The sequence below is a fragment of the Polynucleobacter sp. GWA2_45_21 genome (assembly GCF_001830325.1).
In the GTDB taxonomy this organism is placed as follows: Bacteria; Pseudomonadota; Gammaproteobacteria; order Burkholderiales; family Burkholderiaceae; genus Polynucleobacter.
In genome coordinates, this window is the sequence record NZ_MHZG01000012.1 from 1 (window position 1) to 17,892 (window position 17,892).

At 45.9% G+C, this 17,892-nt stretch carries 20 protein-coding genes, 1 tRNA gene and 1 rRNA gene; 6 read left to right on the top strand and 16 right to left on the bottom strand.

Annotation, left to right across the window (positions count from 1 at the left end; translation table 11 throughout):
* A 16S ribosomal RNA gene (locus A2X74_RS09170) occupies positions 1-582 on the bottom strand; the annotation flags it as partial.
* Positions 583-1,077: 495 nt separating this feature from the next.
* Here A2X74_RS09170 and A2X74_RS09175 point away from each other — a divergent pair.
* On the top strand, positions 1,078-1,737 hold the full coding sequence (locus tag A2X74_RS09175) for a GNAT family N-acetyltransferase (RefSeq protein WP_293625120.1): 660 nt from the start codon (positions 1,078-1,080) through the stop codon (positions 1,735-1,737).
* Here the strand turns inward: A2X74_RS09175 and A2X74_RS09180 are convergent.
* The 3 genes from A2X74_RS09180 to A2X74_RS09190 are packed head-to-tail and all read right to left on the bottom strand — an operon-like array spanning position 1,734 to position 3,387.
* On the bottom strand, positions 1,734-2,066 hold the full coding sequence (locus tag A2X74_RS09180) for a c-type cytochrome (protein ID WP_293625122.1): 333 nt from the start codon (positions 2,064-2,066) through the stop codon (positions 1,734-1,736). The genes A2X74_RS09175 and A2X74_RS09180 overlap by 4 nt on opposite strands.
* 43 nt (positions 2,067-2,109) lie before the next feature.
* Positions 2,110-2,757, bottom strand: a complete 648-nt coding sequence (locus A2X74_RS09185; protein ID WP_293625124.1) for a BON domain-containing protein — start codon at positions 2,755-2,757, stop codon at positions 2,110-2,112.
* A gap of 27 nt (positions 2,758-2,784) precedes the next feature.
* Entirely contained in the window at positions 2,785-3,387 is a 603-nt protein-coding gene (locus A2X74_RS09190; protein ID WP_293625126.1) for a phosphoheptose isomerase, read from the bottom strand.
* A 106-nt stretch (positions 3,388-3,493) separates the two neighbouring features.
* Here A2X74_RS09190 and rsmI point away from each other — a divergent pair, with 106 nt between their 5' ends.
* Positions 3,494-4,399, top strand: coding sequence for a 16S rRNA (cytidine(1402)-2'-O)-methyltransferase (gene rsmI / locus A2X74_RS09195; protein ID WP_293625128.1), 906 nt, complete (start codon positions 3,494-3,496; stop codon positions 4,397-4,399).
* Positions 4,400-4,440: 41 nt separating this feature from the next.
* Here rsmI and A2X74_RS09200 read toward each other — a convergent pair whose 3' ends face one another.
* A complete protein-coding gene (locus A2X74_RS09200) occupies positions 4,441-4,941 on the bottom strand; it encodes a c-type cytochrome (RefSeq protein ID WP_293625130.1) in 501 nt (166 codons plus the stop codon).
* A gap of 105 nt (positions 4,942-5,046) precedes the next feature.
* Here A2X74_RS09200 and A2X74_RS09205 point away from each other — a divergent pair.
* The 3 genes from A2X74_RS09205 (at position 5,047) to A2X74_RS09215 (ending at position 6,573) form a co-directional block, all read left to right on the top strand.
* Positions 5,047-5,122, top strand: a tRNA-Arg gene (locus tag A2X74_RS09205).
* A gap of 81 nt (positions 5,123-5,203) precedes the next feature.
* Positions 5,204-6,346 (top strand): fatty acid desaturase, encoded by a 1,143-nt coding sequence (locus A2X74_RS09210; RefSeq protein ID WP_293625132.1) that lies wholly within the window; start codon positions 5,204-5,206, stop codon positions 6,344-6,346.
* Positions 6,347-6,387: 41 nt separating this feature from the next.
* Complete coding sequence (locus A2X74_RS09215; protein WP_112202563.1) at positions 6,388-6,573, top strand: hypothetical protein; 186 nt, start codon at positions 6,388-6,390, stop codon at positions 6,571-6,573.
* Between the two features lie 34 nt (positions 6,574-6,607).
* Here A2X74_RS09215 and A2X74_RS09220 read toward each other — a convergent pair whose 3' ends face one another.
* Positions 6,608-7,240, bottom strand: coding sequence for an MBL fold metallo-hydrolase (locus A2X74_RS09220; RefSeq protein WP_293625215.1), 633 nt, complete (start codon positions 7,238-7,240; stop codon positions 6,608-6,610).
* 80 nt (positions 7,241-7,320) lie between these two features.
* Here A2X74_RS09220 and gcvH point away from each other — a divergent pair, with 80 nt between their 5' ends.
* Positions 7,321-7,713: a glycine cleavage system protein GcvH gene (gcvH, locus tag A2X74_RS09225; protein WP_293625134.1), complete on the top strand. Its 393-nt coding sequence runs from the start codon at positions 7,321-7,323 to the stop codon at positions 7,711-7,713.
* On the opposite strand, the gene priA is transcribed toward gcvH, so the two are convergent.
* The 10 genes from priA to atpB all read right to left on the bottom strand — a co-directional run bounded on the left by priA (position 7,710) and on the right by atpB (position 17,856).
* Positions 7,710-9,839, bottom strand: coding sequence for a primosomal protein N' (gene priA, locus A2X74_RS09230; RefSeq protein ID WP_293625135.1), 2,130 nt, complete (start codon positions 9,837-9,839; stop codon positions 7,710-7,712). The genes gcvH and priA overlap by 4 nt on opposite strands.
* Positions 9,840-10,100: 261 nt before the next feature.
* Positions 10,101-11,219, bottom strand: a complete 1,119-nt coding sequence (gene hemE, locus A2X74_RS09235; protein WP_293625217.1) for a uroporphyrinogen decarboxylase — start codon at positions 11,217-11,219, stop codon at positions 10,101-10,103.
* 9 nt (positions 11,220-11,228) lie between these two features.
* Positions 11,229-11,645 (bottom strand): F0F1 ATP synthase subunit epsilon, encoded by a 417-nt coding sequence (locus A2X74_RS09240; protein ID WP_293625137.1) that lies wholly within the window; start codon positions 11,643-11,645, stop codon positions 11,229-11,231.
* Positions 11,646-11,666: 21 nt separating this feature from the next.
* Positions 11,667-13,067 (bottom strand): F0F1 ATP synthase subunit beta, encoded by a 1,401-nt coding sequence (gene atpD / locus A2X74_RS09245; protein WP_215302331.1) that lies wholly within the window; start codon positions 13,065-13,067, stop codon positions 11,667-11,669.
* 55 nt (positions 13,068-13,122) lie between these two features.
* A complete protein-coding gene (gene atpG, locus A2X74_RS09250) occupies positions 13,123-13,992 on the bottom strand; it encodes a F0F1 ATP synthase subunit gamma (protein ID WP_293625139.1) in 870 nt (289 codons plus the stop codon).
* A 17-nt stretch (positions 13,993-14,009) separates the two neighbouring features.
* Complete coding sequence (atpA, locus tag A2X74_RS09255) at positions 14,010-15,551, bottom strand: F0F1 ATP synthase subunit alpha (protein ID WP_015420205.1); 1,542 nt, start codon at positions 15,549-15,551, stop codon at positions 14,010-14,012.
* Positions 15,552-15,596: 45 nt separating this feature from the next.
* Positions 15,597-16,133, bottom strand: a complete 537-nt coding sequence (locus A2X74_RS09260; protein WP_293625145.1) for a F0F1 ATP synthase subunit delta — start codon at positions 16,131-16,133, stop codon at positions 15,597-15,599.
* A gap of 1 nt (position 16,134) precedes the next feature.
* Entirely contained in the window at positions 16,135-16,605 is a 471-nt protein-coding gene (locus tag A2X74_RS09265) for a F0F1 ATP synthase subunit B (RefSeq protein WP_293625147.1), read from the bottom strand.
* 63 nt (positions 16,606-16,668) lie between these two features.
* Positions 16,669-16,935, bottom strand: coding sequence for a F0F1 ATP synthase subunit C (gene atpE, locus A2X74_RS09270; RefSeq protein WP_012357116.1), 267 nt, complete (start codon positions 16,933-16,935; stop codon positions 16,669-16,671).
* Between the two features lie 45 nt (positions 16,936-16,980).
* Positions 16,981-17,856 carry a F0F1 ATP synthase subunit A gene (gene atpB / locus A2X74_RS09275; protein WP_293625149.1) on the bottom strand — a complete coding sequence of 292 codons (876 nt, stop codon included), beginning with the start codon at positions 17,854-17,856 and terminating at the stop codon, positions 16,981-16,983.
* Between the last annotated feature and the right edge of the window lie 36 nt (positions 17,857-17,892).

Below are 17,892 nucleotides of genomic sequence, written 5' to 3' on the forward strand. Positions count from 1 at the left end.
CGCCTGCGCACGCTTTACGCCCAGTAATTCCGATTAACGCTCGCACCCTACGTATTACCGCGGCTGCTGGCACGTAGTTAGCCGGTGCTTATTCTTCAGGTACCGTCATTCCCGGACTGTGTTAGAGCCGGTGTTTCTTCCCTGACAAAAGAGCTTTACAACCCGAAGGCCTTCTTCACTCACGCGGCATTGCTGGATCAGGGTTTCCCCCATTGTCCAAAATTCCCCACTGCTGCCTCCCGTAGGAGTCTGGGCCGTGTCTCAGTCCCAGTGTGGCTGATCGTCCTCTCAGACCAGCTACTGATCGTCGCCTTGGTGGGCTTTTACCCCACCAACAAGCTAATCAGGCATCGGCCGCTCTAATCGCGCGAGGTCTTTCGATCCCCCGCTTTCCCCCTCAGGGCGTATGCGGTATTAGCACAGCTTTCGCTGCGTTATCCCCCACGATAAGGTACGTTCCGATGTATTACTCACCCGTTCGCCACTCGCCACCAGGTGCAAGCACCCGTGCTGCCGTTCGACTTGCATGTGTAAGGCATGCCGCCAGCGTTCAATCTGAGCCAGGATCAAACTCTTCAGTTCAATTCCTGTGATCCTTGCGGATCGTCGCACTCATTCAAGAAATTGACTTGGTAATAAAACCAAATCTTTTTACTGTCTATGAGTACTATTTATTTACATCTGTCCCGAAGGACTTGATGCTTTCACTTAGTACCCACAATTATCGGTTGACTAATTTTTAAAGAGGGCTGACTTGTTTCGTATTTCTTAAAAACATTCAGCAGAGAGATGAGACTATATCCCACGTATTTGGGTCTGTCAACACCTTTCGTAGTCTTTTTCTCTCAAAATGCGAAGTTTTTTCTTACTTTTAAAATAAACCCATTCAAAACAATGAGATAGGGATTAAAAAAATTTTGAACTTTTTTTCAAAATTTACGTATTTTTTATGGATAGGGCATAAAAAAGCAGTGGTATACCCGCAGTTTTTACCTTCTAAGCTGTTTGCCATCCATAAATTGACATATACCTAGGGAAAACCCTGAAATTTTTGGTAATTTCTGCTAAGATACTGCAATGCACCATAAATTAGCGACCAATCACTTACCTAGCAAGCCATATACGGCTGGCTCGGTTGTTCCTGTTCGCGAATTACATGCTGGACACAAGGGTGAGATATTGCGTCATCTTTTGTTATTAAATGAAGAGGATCGCCGTTTACGGTTTGGCACCCAAACACCTGATGAGGTTATTCATCACTATGTTGATGGACTAGATTTCAATAGAGATACCGTTTTTGGTAGCTTTGATTCGGAACTAAACCTGATTGGTATGGCGCATTTGGCCTATTTACCAAAAATCAAAAATCAGCCACGGGCTGCGGAGTTTGGCGTATCCGTGCTTCCAGCTGGGCGTGGAATGGGGATTGGCACTGCATTGCTAGCACGGGCTTCAGTGCACTCACGCAATACGCGTATCGAAACCTTGTTTATGCACTGCCTAGCAAACAATAGAGCGATGATGCGGCTGGCTCAAAAGGCTGGAATGCGCGTTGAATATGCATATGGTGATGCAGACGCTTACTTGAAGCTGCCGCCTGCAAATCCAGGCACGATTGTTGAAGAGGCCACCAATGAGCAATGGGCAGACTTTGACTATGCGCTGAAAGAAAATTTTAAGCGTTCAAATGATGCCTGGTCTTGGTTACTAGGAAAGCCTGTCGTTCGCCCAACTTAATTTGCGCTAGATGCTCCGCGCAAAATCCAAGTTGTCAGCAGGGATACATCGGCATCGCTTAACTTCGCATTTGCTGGCATTGGCACAACACCCCAAGATCCCGAACCGCCTTTAATAATTTTGTTTTTTAAAAATACTATTGCGCTAGGATCGTTCGCATATTTTTTTGCAATTGCCTGAAAGCTTGGCCCCACAATTTTTTTATCTACCGCATGGCACCCTAGGCAAGCACTTTGTTTTGCAAGTGCGAGCGCCTTTGCATCATCCGCAGTAGCGCGCGCACCAACAGAGAAAAGCGAAAGGAGGGTGGCGAGCAAAAAAAGTTTCACGTCTGATCTCAAAAATAATTTTGCTGACTCACCACCAAACTACTTACTGATTTGGAGCGGAGTTAGGCTGAGACTCATCGGCCTTGCCTTGTTTTTCTAAGCGTACTTTTTCTGCCTCAGAAATAATATCGAAGTAGGCGTAAACCTCTTTTACGCCGTCAGCATTGCTTGCTACTTTCTTAGCAATCGCTGCTTCATTCTGCGTCAGAATTCCCATCAAATAAACACTGCTACCTTCAGCAACAATCGCCATGGAATTGGATGGCAACTTGTCTGTAAAAATCATTTGTGTTTTGATTTTTGATTCGAGGAATGTATCGTTTGCGCGAGCCGTATAACTGCTATTTGGCCCCATGATCAATTCATTAAAGACAGAACGTACGTTCTTCATAGCCTTTACATAAGCGCCGGCCTGGCCTTTAATGTCGGCATCTTTCGCTTCACCGGTCAACAATACCTTTTGATTAAATGATGTCACATTGATATGTGCATCATCGCCATAGCGCTTAGCCAGAGCATTGCCAGCCTCAAGTTCAATGCCCTTATCAATTGCCTGCACAGCTGGCGTACGACGGTCAGCCATGACACTCGCGCCCGCTACAACACCACCAACGGCTAACACTCCACATCCAGATAGGAGCGATGAAATCAAAATCGCAGCAAACAGTTTGATGGTGAGCGTATTTCTCATGTAAGAACTTTCTAATTGGTGAGACTATTAATCAAGCAAGAGATGGTCTACACCATCACATAGCGCGTGAAGCAAAACTAAATGCGTTTCTTGAATGCGTGCAGTACGAGTGGAGGGTGCACACAAATGAATGTCATCAGCGTCTAGCAAGCTTGCAATTTTTCCACCGCCATTACCAGTCAGGGCAATAATTTTGATCCCCATTTTTTTTGCAGCATCGATTGCCTTCACTACGTTTTTTGAATTTCCGGATGTAGAAATTCCAAGCAAGATATCGCCTTTTTTTCCAAGACCACGTACTTGCTTACTAAAAATCTCGTCATAACTGTAGTCATTTCCTACCGCAGTCAAAATTGAAGTATCAGTTGTCAATGCAATCGCAGCCAACTCTTGTCGCTCTCTCTCAAAGCGACCAATCAGCTCAGCGGCAAAATGTTGTGCATCAGCAGCAGATCCACCATTACCGCAGGCCATCACCTTTCCGCCAGCGCGCAAACAATCTGTCATGGCAACGATGCCAAGAGCAACTTGCTCGGGAAGTAATTTTTCAGCTTCTTGCTTTACAGCAATGCTGTCCAAGAAATGTTGGGATGCGCGAGCGCGCAAACGTTCGAGGGTATCTTTATCCATCACATTATTATGCGCCAAAGTACGCGCAAGATGTCTATGCTGCCCCCTAATTCAAAAGAGACGTATTCTCTTACTTATTAATGTCTCTTGTATAAAAGATCGCCCCATGGAATTAAGCTCCTTTGACTTTTTAAAACAGCAGGATTTACCGGCTGGGGCCTTATATATGGTTGCCACTCCCATCGGCAATATGGGAGACATCACTTTGCGGGCTCTGCATGTACTGAATTCTGTAGACGGCATTGCTTGTGAGGACACCAGGCATAGCGCGCCCTTGCTTCAACACTTTGGCATTCATAAGAAGTGTGTCGCCTTGCATGAACATAATGAGATTGCTGGCGCTCAAAATATTATTCAGCATCTCTCCCAAAATGAACGTTGGGCCTACATTTCAGATGCGGGCACGCCTGGCGTTTCTGATCCAGGCGCACGCCTGGTGAATGCAGTTCAAAAAGCAGGCTTTCGAATTATTCCCATACCTGGCGCTAGCGCCGTATCCTCTGCCGTTTCTGCTAGCGGCTCAGTGATGCTACCTTCAGAAGGGCGCTTTCAGTTTCTCGGCTTCTGGCCAAACAAAGTCAAAGAGCGAAGCACGCTGATCCAAGATATTCGCAGCAATTCAAAAGCGAGCATTTTTTTTGAATCGCCACATCAAATCCGCGAGACGCTGATGATGATGAACAAAGAGCTAGAGCCAGATCGACAGGTACTGGTAGGTAGGGAGCTGACTAAAAAATTTGAGCAACTCGTCACCCTCACTGCCGCAGATATTCCCGTGTGGCTTGAACAAGCAGAAAGTCTCAAGGGTGAATTTATTGTTTTGGTGGCCGGCCGCCAAGCTAATGCTGATGAGGCTCCGGAGCGCTCGGCGCTATTGCTGTGGGCAAATGCATTAAGCCCCTATTTAGGCAGCAAGGAAATTGCTGCTGTGCTCGCACAAACGCTAGGGCTCAGCAAGAAAGAGGCCTACCAAGTGGCGCTTGATGCTAAAGGCCAAGATGATGGGCAATAAAAAAGCTGGCTACATGCCAGCTTTTTTGAGTGCGCTAAAAATTATTTAGCGGCAGGGGTGTCGGGAGCCTTAGGCTCTGGCAATTTACCGCCAGCTGAGTTTGCCAGATACACAACGGCGCGACCTAGCTCGTAATCGCTGATGTCAGCTGGGCTTGCACCACCACGTGCAGGCATAGCGCCTTTGCCCTTGATTACTGAGGTCAACAATCCATCGTAGCCCTTGCTTAGGCGGCCACTCCAGGCAACCGCATCACCAAACTTCGGCGCACCAGCGGCACCGCTTGCATGGCATGATGCACATACTGTCTTGTATACCTGCTCCCCAGTTTGCAACTCACGCGGCTTGCTAGCGTCTTTAAAGTTTAATTGCGCAACAGGTTTAATCAATACCTCAGCAGATGCTTCAGCATCTGTACGCTTGCCGTTATTTACAAACACCATTAGTAACAAAATAATAATCAGTGGCACAAAAAAGCTAGCAAACACCATGATGATTAGTTGTTTAGGGGACTTAATTAGGCTGCCGTGCGCTTCGCTCATAGGACTTTTATCGTTTGACGGGTTAAAGGATTACTTTGCCGTGATTATAACGAGACCGAGAGGGTATAGGCACTTACAATGGCGTAGTTAGCGAATTTCCTACTGGCGCCCGTAGCTCAGTGGATAGAGTATTGGCCTCCGAAGCCAAGGGTCGCAGGTTCGATTCCTGCCGGGCGCACCAAAACAGGGGGGTTTTTGACCTATATCATGCGTAAATCCGTGAAAAAGGCTATCATTTGCACCTAACTTATTGATTCTTATCATGTCAAATCATCTAAATTCTGCACTCTCTGAGCCCTCAATTGCCAATCCTTTGGCACCTGACCTTCCATTGCCGCACCGTAAAATCATTCGCAGCTGGCTGATCCCAATGGCTCAAGGAGAAACAGCAAAAGCAATCGCGCTTTTAGTAATTGATGCAGTTTTATGGCTTGCTTGTATTGCTGGGACCATTTTTGTCGAAAGCATCTTAATTAAGATTATCTTGGGCTTGGTAGCTGGTTTTGTTACCGGCCGCATCTTTATCTTAGGGCATGATGCTTGCCACCAAAGCTATACACCTCACCGCGAGCTGAACAAGGTCTTGGGTCGTATTGCGTTCTTGCCATCCCTAACCCCATACAGCTTATGGGATGTAGGCCATAACGTAGTTCACCATGGTCAAACCAACCTTAAGGGCTTTGACTTCGTCTGGGCTCCTCTATCGAAAGCTGAGTTTGATGCTCTGCCAGCATGGCGCAAAGCTCTGGAGCGCCTTTATCGTAGCGGCTGGGGCCCAGTTTTCTACTACCTTATTGAAATTTGGTGGAGACGTGAGTACTTCCCAAATGCGAAGAATAAGCCGGGTGATCGCCCAATCTTCCTTAAAGACAATTTATTAGTGACTGGCTTTGCAATCATTTGGATTGGCTGCCTAATTGCAGGGGCTCTCGCTACAGGCCAATCAGTTTGGATCGGCCTGATTACTGGCTTTGTTGTTCCATTCTTGTTCTGGAACGGAATGATTGGCTTTGTGGTCTATGTTCACCATACCCACCCAAAAGTTTCCTGGTACGACAAGAAGTCTGAGTGGTTGCGTGCGCAGCCATTTGTTTCAACTACAGTTCATTTGACCTTTAACTGGGTTTGGGGCTCTTTAATGCACCACATTATGGAACACACAGCCCATCACGTGGATATGAGCGTACCCCTGTATCGCCTTCAAGAGGCCCAAAATACCCTCGAAACCATCCTTCCAGAGCGTATTTTTGTGCAAAAGTTCTCTTGGGCCTGGTATTTCGATACAGCGCGCAAGTGCAAGCTGTATGACTTTGAAAATAAGGCTTGGTTAGATTTCGATGGCAATAAAACGGCCGATTCAGTCCGAGTCGTCCTAAGCCCAGCCCCAGCGGGACAAAACGGGTAAAATAGATCTTCTGTACAAGATTTGGCTTACCCGGATTGCCCATGACTACCTCGACTCCAGCTGCTACCCAAGAAACCTCACAGAGCCTTAAGTTTTGCTCTTCATGCAGTCGCGAAAAGCGCCTAGAAGGTGGCACCTGGATTCCGACAAGCAATCGAAAGCAACGCTGGATTTGCGCTAGCTGTTTGTACAACCGCACACATCGCACTGGCTCAGCAAAAGCCTAATTTCTCAATTAGGCGTCACCAAATTCAAGTTTGATCAATCCCCAACGTAGGGATTTGTTTGGCGCTCTTTGCCAAAAGTGGACATAGGTCCGTGTCCCGGAACAAACTGCACATCATCGCCAAGCGGCCACAACTTTGTCTTAATCGCATTAATTAAGTCGGCATGATTGCCACGTGGGAAATCTGTTCTGCCGATTGATCCAGCAAATAAAACATCGCCAACTAAAGCTAAGCGATTTTCTTTGTCAAAAAATACTACGTGGCCTGGGGTGTGGCCAGGACAGTGCAAAACTTCCAAATCAACATTGCCAACTTGTACATGGTCGCCATCCTCCAACCAGCGAGTAGGCACAAATGCTTTTGCATGACCAAATCCAAAGCGAACAGTTTGCTCAGGCAATTGATCTAACCAAAACTGTTCATCAATTTGTGGGCCCTCAATAGGGACGCCTAATTGATCAGCCAAGTCCTTAGCTGCAGCACAATGGTCTAGATGGCCGTGAGTCAATAAAATTTTTTTAACAGTTCCGCCCAATTGCTTAACGCCATCCAAAATCTTATCGATATCTCCGCCCGGATCAACTACTGCCGCATCGCCAGTTTCCTGGCAAACCAAGATGGAACAGTTTTGTTCAAATGGGGTAACAGGAACAATTCCTAATTTGATCGGCATAAATAAAAAATGCTTAAAGTAGTTAGCCACTAGTTTATGGCAAAGACGCTAGAATATGTCTCACAGGATACACAATGAAAACTCAAGACACATTTAAATTTGCAGAATCACATGAGTGGGCCAGCATCGAAGATGACGGGCTAGTGTGGGTCGGCATTAGCAATCATGCGCAAGAAGCTTTGGGTGATGTCATGTTTTTTCAAGCGCCAAAAGTTGGGCAACAAGTAAAACGAGGTGAGGCTATTGCTGCGATAGAGTCTGTTAAAGCGGCGAGCGATATTCATGCACCCATTAATGGCGAGATCGTCGCCCTTAATGAAGAGATGGATGCCAACCCTGAAGTAGTGAATGAAAAACCATATGCAGTTTGGCTATTTAAAATTAAGCCGACATCAAAAGAATCTCTGACGGCCGATCTAAATGCCTTAATGTCTCTTGCGCAATATGAATATGGACCGGGTGCCTAAATACTAATTGGGTCCCGCTCAACGAGCCAACGGATGCGTGATGTTTTGCTGATTCTTCCTGTGGAATCTTGACGCAAATCTTGATCAATCATTTCAAGGGCCTCCTGTAGCGTCTTGCGATTAGCTGACTCAATTAATAATTGAGCACGCTCTGATCCCGCCACCCTCATAACAGGCTTGGGCACAGGATCATAGGCTTTCAGCTCTTTCGTAAGCATGCCTTTACTTCTCATGCGAGCCTTCAGCTCATTCAAAAACTGAATCGCCTTATCTAAGCTTTTGCCTTCCGCGTGTATGAGGGCTTGATAAGAGTAGGGCGGTAACTTTGCCTCTTCACGCTCGCTTGCAGTGAATGCTAGAAATCCATCGATATCGTGTCTAAGCAAATACTGAAAAACCGGTGACTCGGGGTACTGAGTCTCAATATAAATATCACCACCAGCATCACTGCTGCTGCCAGATCTACCTGCCCGTCCAGCCACTTGAACTAACTGCGCAAATAATCTTTCTGCAGCCCTAAAGTCTGCCGAATAGAGTCGACTGTCTGCATCCAATACCGCAACCAATCCAATGTTTTGATAGTCGTGTCCCTTGGCAATCATTTGAGTGCCAACAACAATATCTACATTTCCATTGTGGATTTCCTGAAAGAGTGCCTCTGCTCCTTTACTCTTTCTGCTTGAGTCTGTGTCGACCCTTAGCACCCTAGCTTGAGGCCACATGTCTTCAATTGCATCTTCTAATTTTTGTGTACCATGCCCAAGCGTTTTTAGATCGGCATTCCCACAATCTGGACAAAACTGTGGAACAGGTTTTGCCAAGCCACAATGATGACAACTCAACACCGATCTTTTCCCTAATGCTCCCGCCTTATGCATCACAGTGTAGGTTGAGCATTGCGCGCACTTTGACAACCAATTGCATGCCGAGCAACTCAGTACTGGAGCATAACCTCGGCGATTAATCAAAATTAAGCTCTGCTTTTTTTCTGCCAAGGTCTTAGTGATGGCATTCGCAAGCGTTTTACTAATAAGGCTCTTTTCTTTGGTTGCGCCCACATCCCCTGGACTAAATTGATTTTGAGGGTCACGCGTATTGATTAGGTGCACGCTTGGTAGGCTTGCACCCTGCGCTCGCTGATCTAGCCGAATATATTCATAGCGGCCCGATTGAGCGGCAAGCCAGGTTTCTAGTGATGGCGTTGCAGAAGATAAGAGGATGGGAATTTTTTGATCATGCGCTCGCCATATTGCTAAATCTCTTGCTGAGTATCGCGTACCATCTTGCTGTTTATATGACGGGTCATGCTCCTCGTCGACTACGATGGCGCGCAAATTTGGCATTAGCGTTAATGCTGCCAACCTTGTTCCTAAAATAATTTTCGCCTTGCCTGTCATTGCCTCATACCAAGCAACCCCTCTTTTCTTTTCACTGACACCGCTATGCAGTACAGCCATTTTTTTATCTGGGAAGTAGGCCTTCACTCGCCTTTCTAGTTGCGGCGTTAAATTAATTTCTGGCACCAGCAACAGCACTTGTGCGCTTTCATCATGCAAGATACTTGCTAACCAATTCAGAAATACAGCGGTCTTTCCGCTGCCGGTCTGACCCTGTAAAAGGATTGCTCTAAATTGATTTTCTTTTTCATGACTTGCTAATAATTCTTGCAAAGCATTCTTTTGACTAGGATTTAATTGTTCTTGGGTTATTAAACCCTCTGCAAGTACATCAAGCTTTTTTTTACTCTTTTGGGCTGACTCTAGTTTTTCGGGAATTTTTTCCCAGTTATCAGCCTTTTTCCACATCTGCGGAATAACCGGCAAGATGGTTTCTCCCAGGGCGTGGATATAGTACTGGCTTGCAAAATTCATCAGCCTCAATAAGGCGGGGTCAAATGCTGGAAGAGGAGCAAGGCGCTCTACAGACTTAAGCTTTTCTATCTCATAATCGGAGTGATTGCTCACTTTTATTACAAGCCCAATCTCCTTGCCCCTAGAAAAAGGCACCTCTACTACATTACCTATTTCAGGTAATTTGCCTAATTTTTCTGCATCCCATAGATAGTCAAACCCCTGTGCTAGGGGCTTATCTATCACTATCTGAACAACGATGGGATGGGGCGTCATTTACTCAAATTTTCTGTCTTACCCTGTGGATAAGTCTGTGGATATCATTCGCTGCTTTATATTTCTACATCTATTTTATAGGAATGCACTTCTGCACAGAATTTCAGCATTTTTATAATTATTATTATAAATCAATGGCTTACATTGCTTACTAAAGGTGAAAGTTGATAATTCTCACGAATCTCACTGTATTTATGATTTTGCACATTTCTGTGCATAACTTTTGCCACAATATTGGCCAAAGTTAGCAATTACTTGTGCTTATTGCTTTGCCCGAAGGGCTTTTGACTTAGAGATTACAGCTTCAGAGAGGGCTGTCACACTTTCAGGCGGTGTAAATTGATTAATGCCATGACCCAAATTAAAAATGTGCCCATCAAGCGGGTGCAAGCCTGGCTTTAATGGTGGCGCACCAGCTAAGTCTGTCAAAAGATCTTCTGCAGCGCTTGTAACTTGCTTTGGATCTGAGAACAAGATGAGAGGGTCTAAGTTTCCTTGCAATGCCAAGGGCTTATTGATGTCTAAAAGCTGCTTGCGTGCACGACTTAACTTCATAGTCCAGTCAATCGCAATAACATCCGCACCAACCTGGACCATATCATTTAACCAAATACCGCCACCCTTGGTGAACATAACTACCGGGATCTTACGACCCTCATGCTCACGGGGTAGTAGTGCAATCACTTTTTGCATGGCTGCTAAAGACATGCGCTGATACCAGCCATCAGGAAGTAAACCTCCCCAGGTATCAAAAATCATCAGCGCTTGTGCGCCAGCTTTTACCTGCTCAATTAAATAAGCGGCAACTGACTGCACATTAATTTCAAGAATATGTTCCAGTAAATCAGGGCGGCTAAACATCATGGTCTTGGCATGACGGAAGTCGTCAGAGCCAGAACCATCAATCATGTAGCAAGCCAGTGTCCAGGGACTTCCAGAGAAACCAATCAAAGGTACACGCTGCTTACCATCCTGAATCAAAGCTTTACGAATTTCAGAGACAGCATCAAAAACATATTTGAGCTGATCCATATCTGCAACACGTAATTTTTTCACCGCCTCTTCTGTGCGAAGGGGATGATCAAAACTCGGGCCTTCACCGGCAGTAAATTTCAAACCCAAACCCATTGCATCGGGAATGGTCAAAATATCAGAGAATAAAATTGCTGCGTCTAGCGGATAACGATCCAATGGTTGGAGCGTTACTTCGGTAGCATATGCAGGATTTTTTGCGAGGCCGAGAAAACTTCCAGCTCTTGCACGAGTGGCATTGTACTCAGGGAGATAACGACCCGCTTGGCGCATGAGCCAAAGCGGTGTTTGATCAACCGCTTCGCCCAAGCAGGCTTTTAAAAACCGATCATTTAACAGCAAGGAGATGACCGGCTCTTACTTCTTACGACGGAAACGAGCAATTGCTGCAAGCTGTGCTGCTGCCATTGCAAACTCTGATTGAGCCAATGCCAAATCAAAGTCAGTGCCACGATTTTGCATTGCTTCTTCAGCGCGCTTCTTAGCTTCGTAAGCTTTAGCTTCATCTAAATCATGACCACGAATAGCAGTGTCTGCCAATACAGTGACATGATCAGGCTGAACTTCTAAATAGCCACCTGCAACGAATACAAACTCTTCATCACCGTCAGCTTTTTCAATACGAACTGAACCTGGACGAATGCGTGTAATCAAAGGAGTGTGGCCGCGCAAAATACCGAGCTCACCATTCTCACCAGGAAGCGCAACAAACTTGGCTTCACCGCTGAAAATAGATTGCTCAGCACTTACTACATCGACGCGTATGGTTGACATAATTTCCCTAGATGAGTTCGATTAAAGCTTCTTAGCTTTCTCGATGGCTTCATCAATTGAACCCACCATGTAGAACGCTTGCTCAGGCAAGTGATCCAATTCACCGCTGCAAATCATTTTGAAACCACGGATAGTTTCTTTCAATGGAACGTATTTGCCTGGTGAACCAGTAAATACTTCAGCAACGTGGAAAGGCTGGGACAAGAAACGTTGAATCTTACGTGCACGTGATACGGCCAATTTGTCTTCTGGTGATAACTCGTCCATACCCAAAATAGCAATAATGTCGCGCAATTCTTTGTAGCGTTGCAATGTCATCTGAACTTCACGTGCTACTTCATAGTGCTCTTGACCAACCACTTGTGGGTCGAGCTGACGGCTAGTTGAGTCCAATGGATCAACCGCCGGGTAAATACCCAAAGCAGCAATATCACGTGACAACACAACTGTAGAATCTAAGTGCAAGAAGGTTGTTGCTGGTGATGGGTCGGTCAAGTCATCCGCAGGAACGTAAACGGCCTGAATAGAAGTAACGGAACCAGTCTTGGTTGAAGTAATACGCTCTTGCAACTTACCCATTTCTTCAGCCAAAGTAGGTTGATAACCCACAGCTGAAGGCATACGACCTAACAACGCTGATACCTCAGTACCTGCGAGTGTATAACGGTAGATGTTGTCAACGAAGAACAAAATGTCACGGCCTTCGTCACGGAACGCTTCAGCCATTGTTAAACCAGTCAACGCTACGCGCAAACGGTTGCCAGGAGGTTCGTTCATCTGACCAAACACCATCGCCACTTTGTCGATAACGTTAGATTCTTTCATCTCGTGGTAGAAGTCATTACCTTCACGAGTACGCTCACCAACACCGGCAAACACTGACAAACCTGAGTGTTGCTTAGCGATGTTGTTAATCAATTCCATCATGTTCACGGTCTTACCAACACCCGCACCACCGAACAAGCCAACCTTACCGCCTTTAGCAAACGGGCAAACTAAGTCAATAACCTTAATACCGGTTTCTAACAAGTCAACGGAAGGTGAGAGCTCATCAAACTTTGGTGCTGGCTGGTGGATTGCGCGACGCTCTTCAGTAGCGATTGGGCCTGCATCATCAATTGGGCGACCTAAAACGTCCATGATGCGTCCTAGTGTTGCTGGACCAACAGGAACAGAAATTGGCGCACCAGTAGATTTCACTTCCATGCCACGACGTAAGCCATCGCTTGCGCCCATGGCAATCGCGCGAACTACGCCGTCACCGATCTGTTGTTGCACCTCAAAGGTCAAACCTTTTTCAGCAAATGATTTTTCGCCGCTATCAACTAATGTCAACGCATCATAAATGTTTGGCATTTTGTCGCGTGGGAACTGAATGTCCACCACTGGACCGATACACTGCACGATATTTCCGTTACTCATCGCATTTCTCCGCTTTTAATTCCTGAATTCTTTCGTATTCCTAAACGCTGACCGCTTAAACAGCAGCCGCTCCGCCAACAATCTCTGACAACTCTTTAGTAATAGCAGCCTGTCGTGTTTTGTTGTATTCCAATTGCAATTCGCCAATCACATTCTTCGCATTATCTGAAGCGGCCTTCATTGAGACCATGCGTGCAGATTGTTCTGAAGCCATATTCTCAGCAACAGCTTGATAAATCATTGCCTCTACGTAACGCTTGAGCAAGCCATTCAAAATGGACTCTGCATCCGGTTCGTAGATGTAATCCCAAGAATTTCCTGCCTTCTCTTCTGGAGCTAATGCAGCAGACTCCAAAGGTAAGAGTTTTTCTAAAACAGGCTCTTGTTTCATTGCATTAACAAAACGTGTGTATGCCAAATAAACCGCATCAATTTCGCCACGCTCAAACGCTTCTAATTGAGCAGTAATTGCACCAATCAAAACATCCATATGTGGCGTATCACCAATCTGAATTGTTTGAGAAATGAGTTTTGCTTTTGAGCGATTTAAAAACTGAAGGCCTTTTGAACCGATGGCAGTGTATTCAATGCCAACATTAGTGCCTTCCATATCGCGCACTTGGTTTGCAATCAGACGCAGCACGTTGGTATTCAAGCCACCGCATAAACCCTTGTCTGTTGTAACCAAAATCGTGCCAATTTTCTTCACTTCGCGAGTTGCCATGTAAGCGGGGCGGAACTCAGGATTTGCTTTAGAAAGATTGGCAACAATCTCACGAATTTTTTCAGCATATGGACGCGCATTGCGCATGCGCTCTTGGGCGCGACGCATCTTGGATGCGGCGACCATTTCCATTGCCTTCGTGATCTTGCGCGTGTTTTGCACGCTCTTGATCTTTGATCGTATCTCTTTTGTGCTTGCCATGATTTATGCGAGCCCTCTTAGAAAGAGGCTGAACGCTTGTAATCCTCAATTGCAGCACGCAAAGCAGCTTCGTCATCTTTGCTCAAATCTTTGGTCTCTTCAATACGGCCAACTAAATCAGCGTATTTAGATTTCAAATGATCTTGCAAACCTTTTTCGAATGGCAGTACGTTCTTCACTTCGAGGTCATCAAAGTAGCCGTTATTCACAGCGTAGAGTGAAGCCGCCATTTCCCAAACCTGCAAAGGCTTGTACTGAGCTTGCTTACACAATTCTGTAACACGACGACCGCGCTCCAACTGCTTACGAGTTGCTTCGTCAAGATCAGAAGCAAACTGAGCAAACGCTGCCAATTCACGATACTGCGCTAAGTCGGTACGAATACCGCCGGACAATTTCTTAATGACTTTGGTTTGAGCTGCGCCACCAACACGTGAAACAGAAATACCGGCGTTAATCGCAGGGCGTACGCCAGCGTTAAACAAGTCAGTTTCCAAGAAGATCTGGCCGTCAGTAATCGAAATCACGTTGGTTGGAACGAATGCAGAAACGTCACCCGCTTGAGTTTCAATAATTGGCAATGCTGTTAAAGAGCCTGTCTTGCCTTTTACTGAACCGTTTGTAAATTTCTCTACATAGTCAGCGCTTACACGAGCAGCGCGCTCAAGCAAACGTGAGTGGAGGTAGAACACATCGCCAGGATAAGCTTCGCGGCCTGGTGGGCGACGCAAGAGCAAAGAAATCTGACGGTATGCAACAGCTTGTTTTGTTAAATCGTCATACACGATCAATGCATCTTCACCGCGATCACGGAAGTACTCACCCATTGTGCAACCAGCATAGGCTGAGAGGTACTGCATCGCTGCAGACTCAGATGCGCTTGCTGCAACAACTACTGTGTACTCCATTGCGCCGAGCTCTGTGAGCTTGCGAACAACGTTAGCAATAGTAGAAGCTTTTTGACCAATCGCAACGTAAACGCAATAAACGCCTTTACCTTTTTGGTTAATGATCGCGTCAACCGCAACTGCTGTTTTACCTGTTTGACGGTCACCAATGATCAACTCACGTTGACCGCGGCCGATTGGAACCATTGCATCAATCGCCTTCAAACCAGTTTGAACTGGCTGGCTAACGGATTGACGAGCAATAACGCCTGGAGCAACTTTTTCAATAAAGTCAGTCAACTTAGTATTGATTGGGCCTTTGCCATCAATTGGTTGACCAAGTGCGTTTACAACGCGACCGAGCAACTCTGGGCCAACTGGAACTTCCAAAATGCGGCCAGTACATTTAACTGGGTCGCCTTCTTTAATGTGGGTATATTCACCCAACACCACAGCACCAACTGAATCACGCTCAAGGTTCAACGCGAGGCCGATTGTGTTGTTAGGGAATTCCAACATTTCGCCCTGCATAACACCAGACAAGCCATGTACGCGGCAAATACCGTCGGTCACTGAAATTACAGTGCCTTCGTTGCGAAGTTGGGAATCAACACCCATTTCGCTAATTCGGCTTTTGATCAGTTCGCTGATCTCGGAAGGGTTGAGTTGCATTACTTACTCCTGGGTCTTATTTCGTATGTTCTTAATAGGGATAACTTATGCGCCAAGACTTGCTTGCATTTGAGCCAACTGTGCCTTAACAGAACTATCCATTACCTCATCACCAACCTGAATGCGTACTCCGCCAATCAAAGATGGGTCAACCTGAATAGTTGGGCGCAATTCTTTACCCCCAAAGCGCTTCTTCAAACTTGACAATAAATCTTTTAGCGCAGGACCCTCTAATGGGAATGCGCTAGTAATCATTACTTCTGCTGCACCTTCGCTCTGATTCTTCATTGCTTCAAATTGCTGAGCAATTTCAGGAATGGCAGATAAGCGATGGTTTTGGTTTACAAGATTTAAAAAGCTTGCAATCTTGCTATCCAGCTTTGTCTTCACCATGCCGGAAAGCAGTTTGCTTAAATCGTCTGCAGATACTTTAGGATTGTTTGATAAGGCAGCAACTTCTGGCAATGCAGCAAGCTGCGCCAATTCATTTAACTGCTCTAAACAAGTGGCAAGCTCAGCAGGCTTGGCGCTTTGAAAAAGCGCTTCAGCATAAGGGCGTGCAATCGTGGCTAATTCAGCCATATCAAAGTTCTGCCTTTAGTTGATCAAGCAATGCGCCATGTGCTTTTGCGTCAACTTCACGACGCAAAATTTGCTCTGCACCTTTAACAGCCAACACTGCAACCTCAGCGCGCAAGACTTCACGTGCACGAGTAACTTGTTGATCTGCATCTTGCTTGGCTTGAGAAATAATGCGGGCTGCTTCTGCTTGTGCGTTGACGCGAATTTCTTCGGCGGACATTTGTGCACGTTTTTCTGCTTCTGCAACACGCTGCACACCTTCTTGGCGTGCTTTATTTAATTCTTGCTCTGCTTCATTGCTTGCTAATGCGAGTGCTTCTTTACCGCGCTCGGCAGCAGCTAAGCCGTCAGCAATTTTGCTTGAACGCTCATCTAACGCCTTAACTAGCGGTGGCCACACAAAACGTGCAACAACCCACCATAAGACGAAGAAAACGATCATTTGCGCGAATAGGGTCGCGTTCAGATTCACGATATTCCTTTCAGTATTGTTGAGAACGGTTGGATGACCCGATGGTCACCCACGCCAAAACAATTACTTAATAACTGCGAGCAGTGGGTTTGCGAAAGCAAACAACATTGCAACACCAACGCCGATCAAGAACGCAGCGTCGATCAAACCAGCCAAAAGGAACATCTTAGTTTGGAGTGGCTCCATCAATTCTGGTTGACGTGCACAAGCTTCGATGTACTTACCACCCATCAATGCAATACCTAAACAAGCACCGATCGCGCCGAGGCCGATGATGATGCCGATAGCGATTGCTGTGAAACCTTGAATGTTTGCGAGAAATTGTTGCATGTTGCTGACTCCTGAAGTTAAAGAGATAAGTTAAAAATAAAAATCTTAGTGGTGGCTATGCGCTTGCCCGATGTAGACCAAGGTCAACATCATGAAAATAAAGGCTTGCAACAAAATAACCAAAATGTGGAAGATGGCCCAAGCTGATCCTGCAATAACATGGCCCACCAATCCGAACAGGGATAAATCTAAATTAAATGTCCACACGCTACCAAGCAATGCGATCAGCAAGAAGACCAGCTCTCCGGCATACATATTGCCGAAAAGTCGCATTCCCAGTGAAACACCTTTAGCAAGATATTCGATGATGTTCAAAGCGAGGTTGAATGGGGCCAAGTACCACTTTGCGCCAAATGGGGCAGAAACAAGCTCGTGTAAGAAGCCGCCGAAACCTTTTACTTTGAAGCTGTAAAAGAAAACCAAAAGCAAAACGGACATGGACATACCCATGGTCGCATTTAGATCGGTTGTAGGAACAACCTTATGGTGTGGCACATGAACACCAAAACTTTCGATGAAATGGTTTACGCCTAAAACCCAATCCACTGGGACTAAGTCCAGAGTATTTAAAAGGATGATCCAAAAGAATACGAATAGTGCGAGCGGAGCAATATAAGAGCGGTCACCATGAACAATGCTCTTGGATTGTGTCTCGGCCATTTCTACAATCATTTCAACAAAACACTGGAAACGACCTGGCACTCCAGGAGTTGCACGACGTGCTGCAATCAACAAAATAAATACGGCGAGCAAGCCCATAGCTGATGCCCAAAAAATCGTATCTAAATTAATAATGCTGAAATCAATGATGGACGACTGTGGTCCACCTGTATTGTTGAGGTTTTGTAAGTGCTCAGAAATGTACGCTGTTGGCGTCATTTGCTCGGCTGCCCCGTGGGCTTGGTTTACTTCGCTAGACATCTCTTAAAAGTCCTTTGGTTCAATCACATTTATTAC